The organism is Membranihabitans maritimus (assembly GCF_021729145.1).
GTDB classification, from domain to species: Bacteria; Bacteroidota; Bacteroidia; order Chitinophagales; family Saprospiraceae; genus Membranihabitans; species Membranihabitans maritimus.
Genome location: NZ_JAJSLW010000005.1, coordinates 182,429 through 201,467, shown reverse-complemented (window position 1 = coordinate 201,467; position 19,039 = coordinate 182,429). Strand labels below are relative to the sequence as shown.

At 35.3% G+C, this 19,039-nt stretch carries 19 protein-coding genes and 2 pseudogenes; 16 read left to right on the top strand and 5 right to left on the bottom strand.

Annotation, left to right across the window (positions count from 1 at the left end):
* Nucleotides 1-100: 100 nt before the first annotated feature.
* From LVD47_RS07730 to LVD47_RS07685, 10 genes and pseudogenes are all read left to right on the top strand, one after another.
* The gene (locus LVD47_RS07730; protein ID WP_236975046.1) at nucleotides 101-451 is read left to right on the top strand and encodes a VOC family protein; all 351 of its coding nucleotides are present in this window, start codon (nucleotides 101-103) and stop codon (nucleotides 449-451) included.
* A 1,024-nt stretch (nucleotides 452-1,475) separates the two neighbouring features.
* Nucleotides 1,476-2,383, top strand: a pseudogene (locus LVD47_RS07725) (pirin family protein).
* A 738-nt stretch (nucleotides 2,384-3,121) separates the two neighbouring features.
* On the top strand, nucleotides 3,122-4,771 hold the full coding sequence (locus LVD47_RS07720) for a hypothetical protein (RefSeq protein WP_369427758.1): 1,650 nt from the start codon (nucleotides 3,122-3,124) through the stop codon (nucleotides 4,769-4,771).
* 106 nt (nucleotides 4,772-4,877) lie between these two features.
* Nucleotides 4,878-5,261, top strand: coding sequence for a hypothetical protein (locus LVD47_RS07715; protein ID WP_236975043.1), 384 nt, complete (start codon nucleotides 4,878-4,880; stop codon nucleotides 5,259-5,261).
* Between the two features lie 58 nt (nucleotides 5,262-5,319).
* On the top strand, nucleotides 5,320-5,859 hold the full coding sequence (locus LVD47_RS07710) for a Crp/Fnr family transcriptional regulator (RefSeq protein ID WP_236975042.1): 540 nt from the start codon (nucleotides 5,320-5,322) through the stop codon (nucleotides 5,857-5,859).
* 64 nt (nucleotides 5,860-5,923) lie between these two features.
* Nucleotides 5,924-6,664, top strand: coding sequence for an SDR family oxidoreductase (locus tag LVD47_RS07705; RefSeq protein ID WP_236975041.1), 741 nt, complete (start codon nucleotides 5,924-5,926; stop codon nucleotides 6,662-6,664).
* 237 nt (nucleotides 6,665-6,901) lie between these two features.
* Nucleotides 6,902-7,291, top strand: a complete 390-nt coding sequence (locus LVD47_RS07700; protein ID WP_236975040.1) for a DUF1801 domain-containing protein — start codon at nucleotides 6,902-6,904, stop codon at nucleotides 7,289-7,291.
* 26 nt (nucleotides 7,292-7,317) lie between these two features.
* Entirely contained in the window at nucleotides 7,318-7,683 is a 366-nt protein-coding gene (locus LVD47_RS07695; RefSeq protein ID WP_236975038.1) for a DUF2200 domain-containing protein, read from the top strand.
* Nucleotides 7,684-7,694: 11 nt separating this feature from the next.
* Nucleotides 7,695-8,090 carry a VOC family protein gene (locus tag LVD47_RS07690; protein WP_236975036.1) on the top strand — a complete coding sequence of 132 codons (396 nt, stop codon included), beginning with the start codon at nucleotides 7,695-7,697 and terminating at the stop codon, nucleotides 8,088-8,090.
* Complete coding sequence (locus tag LVD47_RS07685) at nucleotides 8,080-8,892, top strand: DUF4349 domain-containing protein (protein WP_236975035.1); 813 nt, start codon at nucleotides 8,080-8,082, stop codon at nucleotides 8,890-8,892. The genes LVD47_RS07690 and LVD47_RS07685 overlap by 11 nt, the downstream gene beginning before the upstream one ends.
* Nucleotides 8,893-8,969: 77 nt before the next feature.
* Here LVD47_RS07685 and LVD47_RS07680 read toward each other — a convergent pair whose 3' ends face one another.
* Nucleotides 8,970-9,326 (bottom strand): winged helix-turn-helix transcriptional regulator, encoded by a 357-nt coding sequence (locus tag LVD47_RS07680; protein ID WP_236975034.1) that lies wholly within the window; start codon nucleotides 9,324-9,326, stop codon nucleotides 8,970-8,972.
* 117 nt (nucleotides 9,327-9,443) lie between these two features.
* Here LVD47_RS07680 and LVD47_RS07675 point away from each other — a divergent pair, with 117 nt between their 5' ends.
* Together LVD47_RS07675 and ygiD are read left to right on the top strand one after the other, a co-directional pair.
* On the top strand, nucleotides 9,444-10,313 hold the full coding sequence (locus LVD47_RS07675) for an SDR family oxidoreductase (RefSeq protein ID WP_236975033.1): 870 nt from the start codon (nucleotides 9,444-9,446) through the stop codon (nucleotides 10,311-10,313).
* A gap of 1 nt (nucleotide 10,314) precedes the next feature.
* Nucleotides 10,315-11,217, top strand: coding sequence for a 4,5-DOPA-extradiol-dioxygenase (gene ygiD, locus LVD47_RS07670; protein WP_236975032.1), 903 nt, complete (start codon nucleotides 10,315-10,317; stop codon nucleotides 11,215-11,217).
* A 269-nt stretch (nucleotides 11,218-11,486) separates the two neighbouring features.
* Here the strand turns inward: ygiD and LVD47_RS07665 are convergent.
* The 3 genes and pseudogenes from LVD47_RS07665 to LVD47_RS07655 form a co-directional block, all read right to left on the bottom strand.
* A pseudogene (locus tag LVD47_RS07665) lies at nucleotides 11,487-12,348 on the bottom strand (aldo/keto reductase).
* A gap of 25 nt (nucleotides 12,349-12,373) precedes the next feature.
* Nucleotides 12,374-12,868: a (R)-mandelonitrile lyase gene (locus tag LVD47_RS07660; RefSeq protein ID WP_236975030.1), complete on the bottom strand. Its 495-nt coding sequence runs from the start codon at nucleotides 12,866-12,868 to the stop codon at nucleotides 12,374-12,376.
* A gap of 263 nt (nucleotides 12,869-13,131) precedes the next feature.
* Complete coding sequence (locus LVD47_RS07655; protein WP_236975029.1) at nucleotides 13,132-14,007, bottom strand: helix-turn-helix domain-containing protein; 876 nt, start codon at nucleotides 14,005-14,007, stop codon at nucleotides 13,132-13,134.
* 416 nt (nucleotides 14,008-14,423) lie between these two features.
* Between LVD47_RS07655 and LVD47_RS07650 the strand changes: the two genes are divergently transcribed.
* On the top strand, nucleotides 14,424-15,386 hold the full coding sequence (locus tag LVD47_RS07650) for a glycoside hydrolase family protein (protein ID WP_236975028.1): 963 nt from the start codon (nucleotides 14,424-14,426) through the stop codon (nucleotides 15,384-15,386).
* A 6-nt stretch (nucleotides 15,387-15,392) separates the two neighbouring features.
* On the opposite strand, the gene LVD47_RS07645 is transcribed toward LVD47_RS07650, so the two are convergent.
* Nucleotides 15,393-16,232: an alpha/beta hydrolase gene (locus tag LVD47_RS07645; protein WP_236975027.1), complete on the bottom strand. Its 840-nt coding sequence runs from the start codon at nucleotides 16,230-16,232 to the stop codon at nucleotides 15,393-15,395.
* A 360-nt stretch (nucleotides 16,233-16,592) separates the two neighbouring features.
* On the opposite strand from LVD47_RS07645, the gene LVD47_RS07640 reads away from it, so the two are divergent.
* The 3 genes from LVD47_RS07640 (at nucleotide 16,593) to LVD47_RS07630 (ending at nucleotide 19,032) form a co-directional block, all read left to right on the top strand.
* On the top strand, nucleotides 16,593-17,546 hold the full coding sequence (locus LVD47_RS07640) for an NAD(P)-dependent alcohol dehydrogenase (RefSeq protein ID WP_236975026.1): 954 nt from the start codon (nucleotides 16,593-16,595) through the stop codon (nucleotides 17,544-17,546).
* Nucleotides 17,547-17,565: 19 nt separating this feature from the next.
* The gene (locus LVD47_RS07635) at nucleotides 17,566-17,784 is read left to right on the top strand and encodes a VOC family protein (protein ID WP_236975025.1); all 219 of its coding nucleotides are present in this window, start codon (nucleotides 17,566-17,568) and stop codon (nucleotides 17,782-17,784) included.
* Nucleotides 17,785-18,213: 429 nt separating this feature from the next.
* Complete coding sequence (locus tag LVD47_RS07630) at nucleotides 18,214-19,032, top strand: alpha/beta hydrolase (protein WP_236975024.1); 819 nt, start codon at nucleotides 18,214-18,216, stop codon at nucleotides 19,030-19,032.
* The last annotated feature ends 7 nt before the right edge of the window (nucleotides 19,033-19,039 follow it).

Here is a 19,039-nt window from a genome sequence, read left to right as displayed (position 1 = left end):
GATATAACACAAGATTAGATTCCAGTAATACAACTACTTAATTTGAAAATTAAACATGATATTTCAAACTTTTTCCAAGATATTTTAAGGATATTAAACCATGAAGCCAATAAAATTAAAACACGAGCAAATCCAATACATTGAATTTCTCACAACAGATATAGTACGGGCAAAAGAATTTTATACAAAATGTTTCGGTTGGAGTTTTACAGACTATGGCCCCCAATATACAGCCTTTGAAGGAGATTATGTAGACGGCGGATTTACGATCGGTGAACCTGCAAAAGGCAGTATATTGGTCGTACTTTATTCAGATAATATTGAATCAAGCAAAAGAAAAGTATTAAAATCGGGAGGAACCATCCTGAAGGATATTTTTAGCTTCCCGGGTGGCAAACGCTTTCAATTCTCCGATCCCGATGGTTATGAACTTGCTGTCTGGTCGGAGTAGGTGAATACATACCTTTGATTTCCGAAATAGCGTATAGTGTTGTAGCAGCATTAATAGTTGTAAAGCAAGAAATAATCATAAATCACCTAAAGAAAAAGCTAAGAAAGAATCGTGTAAAAAAGACTTTTAATGAATACTGATGTGAAATAAAAAAAATTGATATTCCACAGTATAGGAAAATTGAATATGCTCAATGGTTACATCCATTCGAGAGAGCAAAGGAAATATCGAGATCTAATATCTCCTTCTACCAAAACTCTTTAAAGAAGAATCTTTTGTAATTGATACCGCTGATACAAAAACTCCTATGGCTCTTTGGCTTATAAATCGGGAAGGGTACGAGCACTGGAAACCAATAATTTCCTCCAGGATAAAATCTAGAAACCATAGCACCGCGATATACTTAATATAATAGACAAAAACTTATACGACTATCTTTTGAAGTCTTATAGCAATGATTTAAAAAGGTTGGAGCAAATTAAAATCGATGCAAAGGGGATATGGACATAGCAATACTAAAAACTATTCCTCAAATCCTAACTCAATTATCAACCTGCCCTTATGATGGAATGCTATAAATACTTCAACAAGGATGAAAAGAACGCATTAATAGAAATTATGACCGCATAAGACATAGAACTATATCTTTTGGAAAGTTTTAATGAATTTGATTAACTATGTTTGTTCAATCCCGAAAAAAGATAGAAAAAAATCATATTGAGATATTGGCATTACCTGGAATAAATTCGGAAAACCAGAATTTTGCTATTTAAATCGATTTAATAATTATATTATTCAACTATTGAAAACATACTCGAAATTTAAATAGGCAATAATGACGCCTTTTAAAAACAAATTGCTAAGTTACTTACCTGTACCCAGAAAGCATTCAGAATCACCTATTTTTGATCCCGGGCTTATGGGGACCAAACTCATAGTGAGGTCCGTATTATCCCATTGGGATTTGAGTTGGAAAGAATCAACAACATTTCATTAATTTAACATTCAATATTAAACAACTTCAATGCAATCAAACGTAGGACTCATATTGGAAGAAAAAGCTGCAGATATTGGAAATTTTTTGGTTGGCAGGCTACTACCTTTCCGACAGAAAAGGGCTGTTGCCCATTTGTATTTATCGATCATATGGGACCGGCTTGCCTCAAGGACCATCAAAATCTGGACGTGCCTCCCCATCCACATATAGGCCTCTCCACTTTAACCTATTTATTAGATGGTGCGATATTCCATCGCGATAGTCTCGGTAATGAGATAGAGATTAAGCCCGGTGAAGTTAATTGGATGACAACTGGGAAAGGAGTGGTCCATTCAGAAAGGACACCTGAATACCTTCGAAACAAAGATTCGTTTTTACACGGTTTTCAAATATGGATAGGCCTGCCCAAACACCTGGAACAATCAGAACCATCTTTTCATCACATTAACCAAGAAAAAATACCAACCTGGGAAGAAAAAGGTATTTATTATAAATTGATTGCCGGTGAAATTAAAACTAAAAAATCGCCGGTCCCTGTCCATAGTCCCTTATATTTTCTGGAAATTAAAACCGAAACACCTAAAATAATCAATATCGGAGATAAACTTTTTGGCGAGGTAGGCATGTATGTTTTAGAAGGTACTGTAAAAATTGAAAATAAGGATTATGGAAGTAAACAATTATTAATTGCTAAAAAAGCAACATTATGTGAATTTGAAACAAATGGCAAAACAACCCTGTATCTTTTTGGAGGGGAACCTTTTGATGAAGAACGATTTATGTTTTGGAATTTTGTTCATTCTGACAAATCTATTTTGGAGCAAGCAAAAGAAAATTGGAAAATTCAAAACCTGGATGCTTTCCCAAAAATACCTGGAGATAATAAGGAATTTGTTCCGCTACCAAATCTGAAAAAGAATAAGAATAGAAACTGATTGGTAGGCATCATAACTTTAATGCCTAAATGAAAATATAAAACTCCAGGCCATTAATAAGTCTAATAAAGGAACGAGATCTGAAGGAATATCAGTACATTATTCACCGCTCCGTCGCATATAAAATTTATACAAGTATTTGAGCCTTTATTTTTTTCAACTTATGACAAAAGGAATAATTTGTACTCCTTTACAGTCAATAAATTTCCAGTACAAATCCTAATACATAAGGTTAGCCTTCCCTTCAAGTCCAATAGCAAAATTCCCTCCGTATTTATAATTTTTTGTCACTCATTGTGATATTGTATCTCCCCCCTTCTCTAAACTTAATTATATATGACACATAATACCTTATTCCGAATAAAAAACAATAATGTCAATTGAATTTTAATCTGTGTACAAAGATAGTTATCTTAGGTCAATAGCTATGATTAACAATAAAAACCACAAGCCTTAAAAGACATGAATAAATACTTACCTAATCTAATTAAAGGGAAAAGGTTAGCTCCCCTAATTTCTACCCTTTATGGTATTATAAAGGTACCTGGTTTCTCTGATGGATTAGGAAGTATAATCATTTGCAAGTCACTTAATGGAGCTCTATTTAATTATTCGAAAAATGGAGAATACTTTCAACAAACGCCAATTGTCAGATTATCACAGCTATTCCTAAAAAATAATTTATTTTATCTGCCAACATTTCCATAAAAAAATTTCAAATAAACATAAAATATAATGATGAAGTGCTTTTTACTATCTCTCTGTATTATATCATTTGCCATTATAGTAAGGGGACAATCTGGTATTTCAGGTAATGAAGTAATAATTACGTCGAAAAAAGGTAAAACCAGTATTATAACAAATGAGAATGGGGAACTACAACTCAATGTTTCACCAAAAGTTGTAAAAAAATTAAACAATAAAGGATTTATTCAGTACAGTGACTTTGGCGCCAAAGGCGATGGTAAATCAGACGATATGGACAATATCGCAGCTACTCATGCCTTTGCGAACCAACAAGCCCTGCCGGTAAAAGCCGACGATGGATACATTTACTATATTAGTGGTAAAGAACGGACGGCGATTATACGCACATCTACCGATTTCGGGACAGCAAAATTTATTATTGACGACACTGAAGTGGAGAACCGGAATGCATCCATTTTTGTGATAAATTCCGGTCTGAAATCTTATAACCTGAAAGGGATTTCTTCCCTAAAGAAAAATCAGTTAAAAATTGATGCTTCCTTTAACGGTCCTCATTTAGTCACCGTTACCGATTCCAATACCCGAAGATACATCCGATATGGTCCCAACCATAATGATGGTTCCTCGCAAACTGATATTTTTGTAGTGGATCAAAACGGTTATGTAGATATGAATGCCCCTATAATATGGGATTTTGATCAAATTACTGCCATCAAAGTTTTACCCATAAACGAAGATCGACTAACTATTTCCGGTGGGCATTTTACTACTATTGCAAATAAGGCTCCATCAAAATATACTTACTACGATCGGAATATTTTAATCCAGCGCTCAAATGTAGTAATCGATGGCCTGGAACACCACATTACCGGCGAAACAGAAAACGGTGCACCGTACGGGGGTTTTTTGAGGATACAAGACTGTTCCTACGTAATGGTTAAGAATACCGTACTTACTGGACACAAAACCTACCGGACAGTTGGTTCAGCCGGAGATTCTGTATCGATGGGATCTTATGATATTTTGGTTAACAGGGCACTCAATGTCTCATTCATAAATTGCAGTCAAACCAATGATATCAATGACAGGACCTATTGGGGAATTATGGGGTCAAACTATTCCAAAAACCTTTTGTTCGACGGTTGTATCTTTTCCAGGTTCGACGCCCATATGGGCGTGGCGAATGCCACCATACGCAATTCTACGTTGGGACACATGGGAATCAATGCTATCGGTACCGGGACCCTGACTGTGGAAAATAGTACCATTCGCGGGACTACTCTTGTTAACCTCCGGTCAGATTATGGCAGCACCTGGGAGGGCGATTTCATTATTCGGAATTGTATTTTCATCCCCAGGGCTAACAGACATAATAATGTAAGCTTAATTGGAGGGTACAATTCAGGTCAACACGATTTTGGTTATACATGCTATATGCCTAAAAAAATTACCATTGAATCGCTTGAAATTGACGACTCAAATTTTCCTGATGATTATGACGGACCTACCTTGTTCAAAAATTTCAATCCAGAATTGAACGATGATACATATCGGGAAAAATTCCCCTACGTCGTATCCGACGAAGTAACCCTGCAAAATATTTCTACTACCAGTGGCAAAAAATTAAGGGTGAGTGACAATATGTATATGTTCAGGAATATAGAAATAAATACTCAATAACCCGAGAAGTATAAGCGTTCATAGGAAGCACCTGAATTGTTAAAAAGATTATTTATTACAACCTTGCTTTCTACAATAAATTTTTAGAAAAGACCTAATTATACACATGGTAAAAATAAATGTTCCGTCTCAATGTGGGAATGCTCCGAAGATTGTATATCTAAAAGACTTTATCTCTGCAATAGTCACATTTGATACTAATTACCTTCAGGATAATACCACCGAAGACATACATTGGAGTATAGTCGGAGCTCAATCCTTTACAGGGCAATCGTCTGTCCTTGCCGAACTGCAAAAATATCGTAGTATTACAGTTTCAGCATTAACGATCACCACCATTATCACCCATGGGTATGATGGTGTAGTGGAGGGACAACTGGAATTTGAAAACGGGAAGAAAGTATCCTTTTGTGATATTGTCCGATTTAAATCTTCCCGGAATTATTCACCGGTAAAAAGTATAAGAACGCACATTACAACTCTACAATAACAAGACCGATATAAACCAAAATACATTCAAATATAAAGATGTTATCTATTTTGCTTATATGAATAAACTATCATCATTACTTCAAGAACTTGAGAAATACGGTACAAAGAAATATTTTCAGCCCCACCAGATATTTATAAGGGAAGGAAGTATTCCGAATAAATTAGCTATTGTAAAGTCAGGCTTATTTCGTTACTACTATTTAACACAGGACGGGAAAGAATATACTAAAGTATTTATGCCTGAAAAGAACATTATCAGTTCCTATACTTCTATGGTTCATAATATACCGTCCCATTTCACTGTAGAGGCATTGGAAAATTCAGTTATTGTAGAAATCACCTACCACAATTGGTTGAAAATAAGGAATGAAGATCCTAAGTGGAACTTCCTATTGATTGCCAATCTCGAAAAAGCAATGGCTAAAAAAGAGCAAAGGGAACGTGATTTATTATTTTTAGACGCAGAAACACGGTACATAAAATTTCTGAAAGAATATCCCCATCTCGATAATAGAATTAATCTGACTTTAATTGCCTCTTTTCTCGGAATTCAACCCGAATCTTTAAGTAGAATAAGAAAAAAATTAGCAACCTAACATAAGTCAATTTTTATTCCCTTTTCATACTATAGATTTGTCCTGAATCATCAAAATATTTATCATGAATTTATCAGGGAATACTATATTAATTACGGGAGGTAGTTCAGGTATAGGACTTGAATTATGCAAACAACTATCGAAATGGAACAATATCATTATAATTTGTAGTCGCTCTATGGAAAAGCTGAAAGAAGCAAAAAAACTTGTCCCCCAAATTAAAATAATACAATGCGATTTGGGAGATTTAGCCCAATGCAATGGGTTAATTGAGCAAATTCAATTCAGATATCCCCAAATTAATATATTAATAAACAATGCCGCCATTGTGCATAAAATCAATTTTGTTGAAACCAAAGAGGCTGTTCAGATGGCCGAAAAAGAATTATCAGTCAATGTTTTGGCTCCGATCAATTTGATAAAAAAACTATATCCTTTCCTGCGGAAAAAACAAAATGCTAATATCATCAACATTACCTCCGGATTGGTTTATGTTCCCAGAAGTGATTATCCTTTTTATTGCGCCACCAAAGCAGCCATTCACTCATTCACACAAGTGCTGAGAAAACAAACAGAAAAAGAAGGGGTAAAAGTGACAGAAGTTTTCTTCCCGGCTGTCAAAACACCCTGGCACAAAGGACACCCACCACAGATGGCAATTACTCCTGAAAAGGCAGTATCGGAAATGTTAACTGGATTGCAAAAAAATAAAGATGAAATAAAAGTGGGTGCTGCCAAACTGTTATATAGAATTTCCAGAATTGCTCCAAAATTTGCATTTAGGAAAGTAAATAATCTAAAGTAGTAATACTATCGGATTTTATTATCATAAAAACAATTAACAAAAAATAATTTGTTGCGCAGTACTGGATAAGAGATTCTGCCGTATCAACGGCCATTCCATAATTAAATGCAATACAAACCTGAAATTGGGACTATCCATTTCAACAGTATATTTCAAAGAATAATAAATACCATTATTAATCTTACCATAAAATGTATATTAGTAGATATTATCTATTGGGATTAAAGTAAAAATCGAATGAACCCGAAGATTCAGGAATATAATGACAATCAGTCTATGGACTATAAAGAAATCTGCCAACTTCTTGCCATAAACATTGACAGGGAATTGTCCGAAGCAGAAAGTAAAATCTGGCATGGTCACCCCGTTTGGTTTTTAAACGGAAATCCTGTCGTAGGTTACAGTCATCAGAAAATGGGTATACGCTTAATGTTCTGGAGTGGCGCAGATTTCGAAGAAGATCAACTCAATGTAATTGGTAAAAAATTTAAAGACGCATCTATTATTTTTAAATCCCCGGATCAAATAGATGAAAAAAAACTACAACGATGGCTGAAAAAGTCAAGAGAAATCCAATGGGATTATAAAAATATAGTCAAAAGAAAAGGATTATTGCATAGACTATAGCAAAAGAAAGATCAATAATGAAAGATATGGATAAAAACCAAAAACATCACGAGCGAATGGCAAAACTAACATTTGCTTCCGTTTACCCACATTATATTGCAAAGGTTGAAAAAAAAGGCAGAACCAAAGAAGAATTGCACCAAGTAATAAAATGGTTAACAGGATATAATAATCAATCAATTCAAAAATTGATTAAGGATAAGGTGACTTTCAAAACTTTTTTCCAAAATGCGGATTTACACCCAAACGTCCATCTGATTACCGGTGTAATATGCGGTTACCGGGTGGAAGAAATTGATAATCCATTGACACAAAAGGTACGATATCTTGATAAATTAGTCGACGAACTGGCTAAGGGAAAGAAAATGGAAAAAATCCTTCGAACCGAGTAGTAAATTGTATTATGCCTGCTAAAATTGATCCTATAATAGCTGTACACGATCTAACCATCTGTTCAAAATGGTATCAAGATGTATTGGGATTTAAAAATATTCATGGGAATCCAGAAAGATTTGTTGTTTTAACAGGAGAAAACGAAGAAATAATGCTTTGTCTCCACAAGTGGGGAGAAGATGAGCACCCAACAATGAAAAATCCCGAACTAAATCCGGGAAATGGGTTAATTTTGTATTTTAGAACTGATAACCTGGAAGCAATTCGACAGAACATTCAGAATATAAACTGGCCGGTGGAAGAAGAAATTCATTTCAATTCAAATTCTACAAAAAGAGAGTTCTCCGTTCGAGATCCCGAAGGGTACTTTATTACCATAACAGAATATCATAAGTATGAAGGTTGACACTGTTTTCAGTACTTATCCATTGAATCTTCTCACATTATGTTTTTTTGTTATGTTCCTGGGATGTTCTGACCATTCAAATAAATCTAGTGTCAGTGCTGCAAGAGAAGGAGCCGTTACACCCATTGCTAAAAATCAGGCCGACTTCACAGATATTGAACGAAAACTTATCAAGGAAGGGAGAGTTGTGTTTGAAACGGTGGATCTGAAAACCACCCGGGAAAAAATTATTCAGGTAATTGAAAATTACCATGGATATATTTCATCCGACAGGGAATTCGAATCGCCCGGACGTTTTAGCAATACTATTGTAATAAGGGTTCCTGCCAGCAACTTTGATACTTTATTGACAGAGACTACCAACGCTGTAAAAAAAGTTGATAGTAAGGAAGTTACCGCAAAGGATGTTACCGAAGAATTTCTGGATATTGAAGCCAGGTTAAAAACAAAAAAAGAACTTGAAAAACGGTATCACGATTTACTGCAAGAAGCAAATCAAGTAAGCGAAATCCTTCAAATTGAAAAGCAAATAGGGGAATTGCGATCTGAAATTGAATCTATTGAAGGTAGATTTGAATATCTGCAAAACCAGGTATCCTATTCCACCCTAACCATCACATTTTATCAACGTATTCCCCATCAAACAAAGTTTGGAGAAAAATTTACAAACGGTTTTACAAACGGTTGGAACAATCTGATATGGTTTTTTGTAATGTTGGTTAACATCTGGCCATTCATTTTTATTAGCATAATTTTGCTATTAGGAATTAGATGGTATAAAAGGAGAAAAAAAAGAAGTTGAAATAAGATTTTTTAAAAAGAATTAAGGAAAATACTGATTTCTAATGAGTCATATTTTCTAAATGAATCTTCAACCGCTTACAGCATCGTAACTTTCCTATGATCCATTCCCCATTCTACCATCGCATCAAGTACTGATAATATCTTTTCGCCGGATTCTGTCAAGGTATATTCAATCCGTATGGGTCTGGAATCATATACAGTTCTTTCTACTACACCGTTTAGCTCCAATTCCTTTAATTCTTTGGAAAGCATTCTGGGTGTGATTTTTTCAATATTATCCTGAATATCCTTAAATCGTTTCTTTCCATATAGCAATGAAGCAATGATTGGTAATTTCCACTTACCGCTCACTACATTTAGGGTATCGTTAATGGCGAGAACAAATTGCCGGGGACATTTTTTTATCTCAGAAATAGATTTTTGATTACTCATTGAAAACATATTTTACATTCTACTATACAAAAGTATACTAATATAATTAGAAAATCAACTATATTTTATATACCAAATGATTAATTTTGTGACATTCTTAAATTTTAATGAATCAAAATGATATTAATTACTGGAGCTACTGGCGAATATGGAAAAGTTGTAATCAATAATTTAGTTGAAAAAGGAGTTAATACCAATGAAATTATTGCATTGGTCAGGGATCTCAAAAAAGCCAGTGATTTAAAGGAAAAAGGAATAGAATTAAGAGTAGGAAATTATAATGACTACGATTCATTATTAACTGCTTTTTATGGAGTAGATAAACTCTTATTTGTTTCTGGTAGTGAAGTAGAAAATCGTGAGCAACAACATAGGAATGTAGTGAATGCTGCAAAAGAATCCAACATCGATTATGTAGTATATACTTCATTTCTTCAAAATATTCCCGTTCAAGATTCGGCGATATCTTTTTTGCAGGCTTCTCATATGAAGACTGAAAATTGGATTAAAGAAAGTGGAATTTCTTATACGATACTTAGAAATTCAACTTATATGGATATGATTCCTATGTTCATAGGAGAATCAGTTCTGCAGACCGGAATAATTTCTCTTCCTGCGGGAGAAGGCAAATCAAGCTCAGTTTTGCGAGAAGAATTAGCAGAAGCAGCAGCTAATATCCTGACGAGCAGTGGCCATAAAAATAAGGTATATTCATTGGCGAATAATGAATCACTATCATATAGCGATATTGCCAAAGAAATATCAAACATCACTGGTCAGGAAATCAGCTATCACTCCCCTGCCCCTGACGAATTTACGAATCAATTAAAAAAATACAATGTGCCGGATGAGTACATACACCTTTTAACTGCATTTTCATTGGCTCAAGCTAAGGGGGAATTAGAATTAAAGGACCTTACGCTAGAAAAAATATTAGGAAGAAAACCCTACACTGTTAAAGAATTTTTAGTATCAATTTATGGATAATATGACGCGAAAAGAGTTTTTATATCTATCCGGAGTTACAACAACATCAATACCTGTAGTCAATTCACTCCAATCCATTCAAAAAATAACCGATTCATACAAAATTACAGAGAGAATGCCTGTGTTATTTTTAGGGCATGGATCACCAATGAATGGTATTGAGGATAATGAATTTGTACGTGAATTCAAGAGCCAGGTAGCTAAATTGGAAAAGCCTAATGCCATTATCGTTGTCTCCGCTCATTGGGAAACAAAAGGCACAAAAGTTACAGCAATGGACAACCCCAGAACTATTCACGATTTCGGTGGTTTTCCAAAAGCCTTGTATGAAGTTCAATACCCCGCACCGGGAAGTCCCGCACCGGGAAGTCCGGCACTGGCCGGTGAAATTTCGAATATTGTTCAACCCACAGGTACTGTAGAATTAGATCATAATTGGGGACTTGACCACGGGGCCTGGACTGTAGTAAAACATTTATTTCCCAATGCTGATGTTCCGGTCATTCAACTAAGTCTGGATGTGTCCCTCAGTCCAATGCAACACTATGAACTGGCAAAGCAACTAAAATCTCTCAGGGATAAGGGCATCCTAATTATCGGGAGTGGAAACATAGTTCATAATTTGGGTATGATTGCCTGGAATAAGTTAAACCAGAATTATGGATACGACTGGGCAATTGAGGCCAATTCTAAAATGAAAAAATGGATCCTTGATGGAGATCACAAAAGTCTTATTGAGTATAAAAAGCAAGGTAAGGCCTTTGAGTTAGCTGTCCCGACGCCAGAGCACTATTTACCATTGCTATATACAATGGGACTAAAGCAACAGGGTGACAATCCAATAATATTTAATAATAAATCACTAGGTGGGTCATTAACTATGACTAGTGTCAAATTGGGGTAAAAAATGATCCTGGAAAAAATTTTTAAATGAAATTCATATCAATTATGTGGTAAATTGTAATGACCTATAATCTATCCATTCTTTCCAGGAATAATTATTATTGTTACGGCGTAAAACATGCATACGGACTATCAATAGATTGTATATCTACTTTTATGACTTTCTAGGCACTTTAATCAAAAAATTCCTCCCTTTTCGGATTTACATTTTCTTGTTTACAGTTACCTTATTGCTTAACAAGAGTCTTCACACTCTAAAATATATCCTAATTACTCTTTTGCATATACCGGAAACACACTGGCTTCACCATAATCTTTAATTTTATCCAGGTTCTTCAACGTTTTCATATCCTCACCTGATATTTCAAAATCAACATCCGCATTAATCTTCATATGTTCAGGATTAGCCGTTTTGGGCAATGGAAGAAGTCCCAGTTCCAATGCGTACCGAATACCAAGTTGCGGAACGGATACTTTGTATTTATCTGCCATCGTGGCAACTTCTTGATTTTTCAATAATTCACCATGACCGATGGGAGAATATGCTTCTACAAGGATCTCATTCTCTTTACAAAATTGAATTAACGCTGTTGGGGTGTTTGTAATGTGCGCCAATATTTGATTAACCATTGGCTTCACAGTACACGAGTCAAGAATGTTTTGAATATCATTTTTTTCAAAATTGGATACCCCAATGGCCCGGAGTTTACCTGCTTTATAAGCTTCCTCCAGTGCTTTCCATGCTTCGATATTACCTTCTGCAAAATTATTGTCCTCCAAAAATGCTTTCCATGGTTTAGGGCTATGAATAATCATCATATCAATGTAATCCAACCCCATAGTTTCCAGTGAACTATCAATTGATTGTACGCCATCTCTATAGGACTTTATTTCCGCGGCCAATTTAGTAGTTACAAAAATCTCTTTTCTATCGATACCACTATTTCTTACGCCTTTTCCTACCCCTTTTTCATTTTGATAGGCTTGTGCTGTATCAATATGACGATATCCTATTTTTACGGCATCTTTGACAGCTTTCTCCACACTATCATCATCAATTAAACCAGGTACCCAAACCTATTTTTGGAATTTGAACACGATTGGAAAGAATATAATTTTCTTGAAGTATCATACGTATTACTTTTTAGTATAAAATATTATTCATTAAGAAATTCCTGATCAGATACAGGTTCCATCCATTTAACCATTCCTTTTTCCGTATTTGGTAATAGATATATATGAGTCATACTACTATCTTTGGATGCACCATGCCAATGTGAAGTATTTGGAGGACATTTTACCACATCTCCCTTTCTAATAACTTCTTTTCGCTTACCTTTAATCTGATGATACCCAACCCCTTCGGTAACTATTAGTATCTGACCGGCAGGATGTGAGTGCCAATTACTTCTCGCCGAAGGCTCAAATAAGACACTTCCCGCTGAGGTGGTAAAAATCGAATCATTATCTACTAGACCTGTTACCCATACCGTTCCGGTAAAGAACTGAGAGGGACCTTTACTTCCTTTTGGGAAAATAGCATTTGCAGTAGATCTACCTGATTCTTCTTCAGGTGCTTTACAAGCTAAAAATACCCCAAAAGTCAGAAAAGTAACTAGTAAAACATTTAATCTCATATTCAATAATTCCATAAACCTGGTGTTTAGTTTTAAAATGTATGTTACGATTAATGGTAAGCAAGTCACTCAATAATTTGATTTTGAACAAATTCATTTAGTCACTAATTCTCCTACCTAAATAAAATTACTATTGAATATACTAATATATCATTAGTCATTATCAATTTAAAATGACCATTAAATCTTTCAATGGTTGACAATTTATAATATAAATATAAAGTTCAACATTCTTAAGCGGTCGTAGTTAATGAAATTCAAACTAAAAAGTAAGAAATTCAAACATTTTTTACACGTAGAGCCTTTGGAGTTCTTCCGGTAGCCTTTTTAAAGTAATTATTGAAGTAAGTTGGATATTGAAAACCCAATGCAAAAGCAATTTCACTTATATTCCAATCAGTATGTTGAAGCAAGGCCTTCGCTTCACTAGCTATTCGTTCAGAAATATGGTTTGAGGTAGACTTACCAGTAACACTTTTAACAGCTCGATTCAAATAATTTACATGAACAGCCAATTGATGAGCATAGTCCCGGGCTGTTCTCAGTTTCAACGGAGTGTCGGGTGTTTCAATTGGAAACTGACGTTCCAGTAATTCAAGAAAAACTGATGTCAATCTGGAGGAAGCATCTTGCTTATGTTGAATGTTCTCGGAAGGTTCCATCTTCATAGCTTCATGGATAATAAGATGTATGTAATTCCTGATGATCTCATCCTTAAACTGGTATTCAGTATCCTGTTCCTCAATCATTTTTGCAAAAATGCCATTGAGAAAATCACGTTGCCCGTCGGAAATTCTTAAAACCGGAGTGCCTCCAAGTTTAAACAACGGCGATTGCAGAATACTATCAGTATGATTGGAGATCTTTAAAAACTCCTCGGAAAAAAGACACGTATATCCTATGTAAGTCCTGGATATAGTCTCCCAGGAATACGGTATATGGGGATTACCAAAAAACAAAATGGTCCCATGATGATCAAAACTCTGATCTGCATAATGAATTTTACTTTGTCCGGTAGTCAAACATATTTTATAAAAATCTTTTCGGCTATAGGTCTTTGTGGAATTACCGTCTTTCTCAATTTGAAAGACATTAAACCCTCTTAATTTTAGTTCGTTATTAAATTCTGATACCGATCGATTTTTCTTTTCCATACATTTACAAAATTACGAAAATCAAACCATTTTGAATAATCTTATTGCATACGGTATTTTGCGAACCGGTAGAATGATAATTAATAGGTTAAATCACGTGGGATAAATTAATCACTGATTGTAATAATTTCATCTACAATATCATATTACCCGATCCTTTTATCATCTTCCACCACAAATTGAATGACAATACCATCCATTTGTCAAATTACGGTTGATGAAAAATTTAAAAAATTTCATATACCTGTTTGGAAATGCTGCTAAATATTTATATTTCGCTAAATTCCTTAATCCTTGCATCAATGACCGTTTCCGTTAAAATTTCTATACTTCAGAATCTGGCCCTCTTATTCATGATTGTCTCTTGCGGACATGCACAAGAATTATCCCCCCCAAAAATAGTGGAACCTCAAACAATGAATTCCGTCTATGAGGAAATTAAGACCCCTTACAAATACGGTGTTGTAATGAAACATCCTGATACCAGTAAAATGATTGATTCTCCCACTATTTTTAGAAAACACAATACCTGGTACATGACATATATCATTTTTGACGGTAAAGGATATGAAACCTGGATAGCAGAAAGTAAAAACTTATTAGAATGGACCGACAATCGGAAAATTCTTTCATTCACAGAAGGCACCTGGGACGGAAATCAAAAAGCAGGATATATGTCATTGGTAAATACAAAATGGGGCGGTGACTATTCACCTGCATCTCATGACGGTAAGTATTGGATGACGTACCTGGGTGGTAAATCATCCGGATATGAAGCAGGAACACTAAAAACAGGCTTAGCATATTCAAAATTTTCTTCAACTATTGATGATTGGCAAACGGAAACACATCCTATTTTATCACCGGAAGACGATGATGCCCGTTGGTATGATAACAAAACCATTTACAAAAGCCTTGTAATTGAAGATAAAGAAAATCATACAGGCTACCCATTTGTAATGTATTATAATGCCAAAGGGGATACCGCCCATTATGAAAGTATTGCAATGGCCGTTTCAAAAGACATGAAGGAGTGGAAAAGATATGGTGATAAGCCGGTTATTTCTAAAGGCGCTGGTATTTGCGGAGATGCCCAGATTGCCAGATATAGAGATCTCTACATTATGTTCTATTTCGGCGCATTTTGGAAGCCGGGTGCTTTTGAACGTTTCGCATGTTCATATGATTTGATTCATTGGACAGATTGGGAAGGTCAAGATCTTGTATCGTCCACTGAAGACTATGACCGACAATATGCTCACAAACCCTGGGTAATTAAATGGAACGATACGGTTTATCATTTTTACAATGCGGTCGGGTCGGAAGGTAGAGTCATTGCATTGGCCACTTCCAAACCTTTGAAAAAAAATGGAATGTAAACTTTATCAGTAATGTCCTTCGATAAAATCGACCACTTTATTTACTACTTCCTCACTCCTTAATCTATGTCCCAATCCATTAGTGGTAATTAATTTTGCTTTCTCCCAGGTATTATGAATTTCCAGAGCATGTTGATATGATTCCCTCTTGTCCTCCTTATCATGAACAATTAAACCTGGTATACTCAGACTATTGACAAATTCTTTTGTATGATAGACAGAGGGATGATGACCATACACTTCTCCAAATTCATTTTTTATCATATCAAATGTGCTATCAGCCAGCCGCATCCTCCGAACATATCCTTTGGTAAAATCCAGCGCATTTCCAGGACTGGCTAAAGTTACTGCAGCCTTTGGTGATAAACTATTCTTCCTGGATAACGTATAGAGAAGAGTAAATGCTCCAAGTGAATGACCAACATAAAAATCAAATTCCCCAATCTCCTGTATAATTTGCTGCACATAAGCTGCATAAATTGGCAGGTTTAAATATTTTCCTGTAGTTTGTCCTGAGGTCGGTCCATCCATAGCATATAAAGTAAATCTCTGCTTATCCAATTTCTCAACATAGGGGAACCATCTATAACTATGACTTTGCCACCCATGGCAAAATAATACAGATTGGCTACCACCCCCCCATTTATAAATTCTTATTTTTTCCTTGTTAAATGGAATAATCAAATTCTCAGCTGTATTAAAAAAATCAAGTTGCTCCTTTTTTAATTTCAACCTGGCGGGCTTACTGAATAAGTCTAAACCTTTCTTACGGGTGTATTTTGGAAATATTTTACTTCCTGAATTCAAAGTAAATCCTACGATCCGAAGGGCAATTATTGATAGCATTGACGATGGCTTGGGTCAGAAAAGAATATAAATTTAAATATTTTAATGACAACAGCCAATCCAACTCAAAAGTAAATAAACAATTACAGGGAATCCATAGTGTATTATTATTGCATATTACATATCCGAGCTGTACATTTCAGTTTTAAGTAAAAAACAAGGTTCCGTTCGGAATCTCCCTCACCCATGTATAAACTAATCAAAATTTTAAACCGATCCGTTTTTTCTAAAAATTAAACTTTCAGAAAAAGGACCAGTTTGTAAAATTCCTCTCGCCTTTTATCTAATTAAATTCACTGCTTCTAATGAAAATTATATTTTATCAAACATAATCTATAATATAAACTTCATACTGATAATATGAAAGCATTTACTAAGTACAAATACGGAGGGCCAGAAATTCTTAACATGGAAGACATAAAAAAGCCAATCCTTCAAGAAAAACAAATCCTAGTCCAGGTAATGGCTAATTCTGCTAATCCCGCGGATTGGCATACACTCAGGGGTAAACCATATTTTGCCCGTTTTGCATTTGGATTATTTAAACCAAAGGATAAAATCCTGGGCGCAGATTTTGCAGGCCTCGTTGTGGAAATAGGCCCAAATGTATCTGAATTTAAACCTGGAGATCGGGTTTTCGGAGAATTAATTGACGGAGGAGCATTTGCTGAATATGTTTGTGCCCCAGTAAATGTATGTGCCAGGATTCCCGATTCAAAGGATTTCAGGGAAATGGCTGGATTACCGATTGCAGGGTTGACCGCTTTGCAAGCTCTCACTACACATGGAAAACTGGAAAAAGGAGAGTCCGTCCTAATAAATGGGGCTTCCGGTGGAGTTGGTCATTTAACGGTACAAATAGCCAAAGCTTATGGAGCACAAGTCACCGGAATTTGCTCTCATAAGAATATTGAATTTGTTCAATCCCTGGGCGCAGATCAAGTCATCCCTTATGACAGACAAGACATTCACAAGCAAAATACTCAATATGACCTGGTGATCGACACCCATGGAAATTTGACATTTGATGATTTCAAACGAATGGGTAAAAGAGGTATCCTCATTGGTTTTACAACTTTAAAGCATTTGGCCCGGCTATTATTACAAAGCTCGTTAAGTTCTTTTAGCCTTAAACAATTTACGGCTAAAGCTCGTACCCGGGACCTTGACTCCTTGGCAAACCTAATTAAAGAAGACAAAATAAAAGTGAATATTGAAAAAATATACCCCTATCAAAAAATCCCTGAAGCCATTGGATATATAGAAAAAATGCGAACAAAAGGTAAGGTAGTTATGGTATGGAAAGATCTGTGAATTTAACTACAATTATTGAATGACAGAATTAGGTTATACAAATAATATAATTTTAATTCGGAGAATAGTTCCGGATTTATATATCAATTATTCAGTAGTGAGTATTATATTTTATAGCGATTTTGGGGGATTGGAAATCACCATGGATTTGGGATGGGGCAAGACCTTTCCTTACCGGGAAAATCCGCAAGCGCTAATACCACATTATACATACGGGACAATTGGGAAAGCCCAATAATTCATTCATATTTTCACTTAGAAGAAGAAGCTGGTAATGACAAAATACTTATAAAATATAAATAGTATAAATTTAATTTTGTCTACAATATGCGATCCGAGTCATGGTAAGACAGAAGACATTTTATAAATTCACCGCAAAAGAGAAACTATCAGTTATAATATATCAAACGTTTTATCTCTAATCCTTCCAATAGATAAAATCAATAGGATGAATTCAGGGTAGAACGAATTTGTTAATAAAGCTCTCGAAAAAGTGTAACATACCCTCTAATTGAAAGATAAATTATTTTAACTTTTTCACTTCACTTTTTTTACTTTTATATTCATAGATCTACATTCCCTTAGGAATTCCATTTTAAGCGATAATAGGAAAAACATCAGTAAATTGAGTCAGTAATTTTACCACATTAATAACAAAAATAACCCGATGAATAAATTATTCACTCTATTGGTTTTATACACAATGTCATTTGGTCTTTACGGACAGGATATTATTTATAATATCCAGGAAAACATTCCATACTACAGTGAATCTGTCCGTGGGGGAAATCAATATATACAGGAAAGGTGCTTATTAGATTTTTATTACCCCGATAATAAAACCAACTACCCTACCGTCGTCTGGTTTCACGGAGGGGGCCTCAGGGCCGGTGAGAAGGAAATACCACAAGCATTGAAAGATAAAGGGGTAGCTGTTGTGGGGGTTAATTACCGTTTGTTCCCCAAGGTAGGAGCTCCAGAATATATTAAAGACGCCGCTGCAGCAGTTGCCTGGACATTTAATAATACAGAACGTTACGGTGGAGATACTTCTTTGATATTTATTTCCGGACATTCTGCAGGTGGTTACCTGGCAAGTATGGTCGGCCTGGATAAAAGATGGCTTATTCCTCATGGCATAGACGCAAATAGGATAGCAGGTTTGATCCCTTTTAGTGGTCATACTATTACACATTTTACCGTGAGGGAAGAAATGGGTATTGACGGGAAACAACCCATTATCGATGATTTAGCCCCTCTATACCACGTTAGATCGGATGCTCCCCCCCTTTTACTAATCACCGGGGATCTCGAATTGGAATTGTTGGGAAGGTATGAAGAAAATGCTTTTATGATGAGAATGATGAGAGTGGCCGGCCACAATGATACCAAAATTTACGAAATGGACGGATACGGACATTTAATGACAGCCCCTGCATTTCCACTTTTACTTAATGAAATTGAAAGAATAATAGGTACCCGATGAATACACC